The organism is Acinetobacter sp. YH01022, assembly GCF_013420235.1.
Taxonomy (GTDB): Bacteria; Pseudomonadota; Gammaproteobacteria; order Pseudomonadales; family Moraxellaceae; genus Acinetobacter.
The window spans coordinates 1-1,047 of sequence record NZ_VOYP01000114.1; the positions used below are offsets into that span (position 1 = coordinate 1).

Here is a 1,047-nt window from a genome sequence, read left to right on the forward strand (position 1 = left end):
GAAACGGCTTTGTTGCACAAAGATTTGAAATGCAAAGCGCCCCTAATTGAGCCAAATTTAAGGCGTAACTTGGGTAAGTGGTCGACCTAATTCCGTAAATCTGTTGAGGACTGCTACACGTGCATGAATTTCATTCACCTGACTAGGAAAGCTTCTTGCCATTAATTTATCGCCTAATAATTTGATGCAATGCATCTTGGTTTCCACCAAACTGCGGCGATGATAGCCTGACCATTTTTTCCATAATGTCCTGCCTAAACGTTTAACTGTTCGAAGTAATTCATTTCGCTCTAGCGAGCTACTCTTTGTATCTTTCCATGGTTTCGCATTTTTTCTAGGTGGAATCACCGCATGTGCTTGCCGATCTGCAATGACCTGACGGCATTGCTTGGTGTCATAAGCTCCATCGGTATAAACAGAGTCAATCTGCTCATCTTGTGGAATCTGATTAAGTAAATCACCAAGCACCTGTGAATCACTGACATTATTGGTTGTGAGCTGAATAGCGCGTATTTGTAGGGTTTTGGCATCTATACCAATATGTAGTTTACGCCATTGGCGACGATATTCAGCTCCATGTTTCTTGCGTTTCCATTCGCCCTCACCTAGAAACTTCATGCCTGTAGAGTCTACGAGTAGATGCAGCCCATCGCTACTTTTTTGGTAGCTGATTGCAATATCAATATGCTTTTGTCTTCTACAAAGCGTACTGTAATCTGGTGCGGTCCAATTTAATCCGCAAAGTTTAATCAGACTTTGCACAAAGCCAGTGACCATACGTAAAGATAGACGGAATAAGGATTTAATCATTAAGCAGCATTGGATAGCTGCGTCGGAGTAGGTTTGATTTCGCCCTTGTTTGCCTTTTGATGGAGCATACCATTGCGTAGCAGGATCAAACCAAATGGCAATATTTCCGCGACTCATGAGTGCTCGGTTATATGCGGGCCAATTGGTTGTGCGGTAGATTTTGTGTGTAGGCTTCTTCATTTGAAAATTATATCGCTGAAAAAGCCTTTACAGATAGGTTTGTGCAACAAAGCCCCC

At 42.5% G+C, this 1,047-nt stretch carries 1 protein-coding gene; it reads right to left on the reverse strand.

From position 1 onward, the window contains the following. Positions 1 to 57 precede the first annotated feature (57 nt). On the reverse strand, positions 58 to 990 hold the full coding sequence (locus FTT87_RS15910) for an IS5-like element IS17 family transposase (RefSeq protein ID WP_000743272.1): 933 nt from the start codon (positions 988 to 990) through the stop codon (positions 58 to 60). Positions 991 to 1,047 lie beyond the last annotated feature (57 nt).

What these genes read in the sequence shown, in the direction of transcription:
- FTT87_RS15910 (WP_000743272.1), bottom strand. Translation starts at nt 990, where the DNA reads ATGAAGAAGCCTACACACAAAATCTACCGCACAACCAATTGGCCCGCA.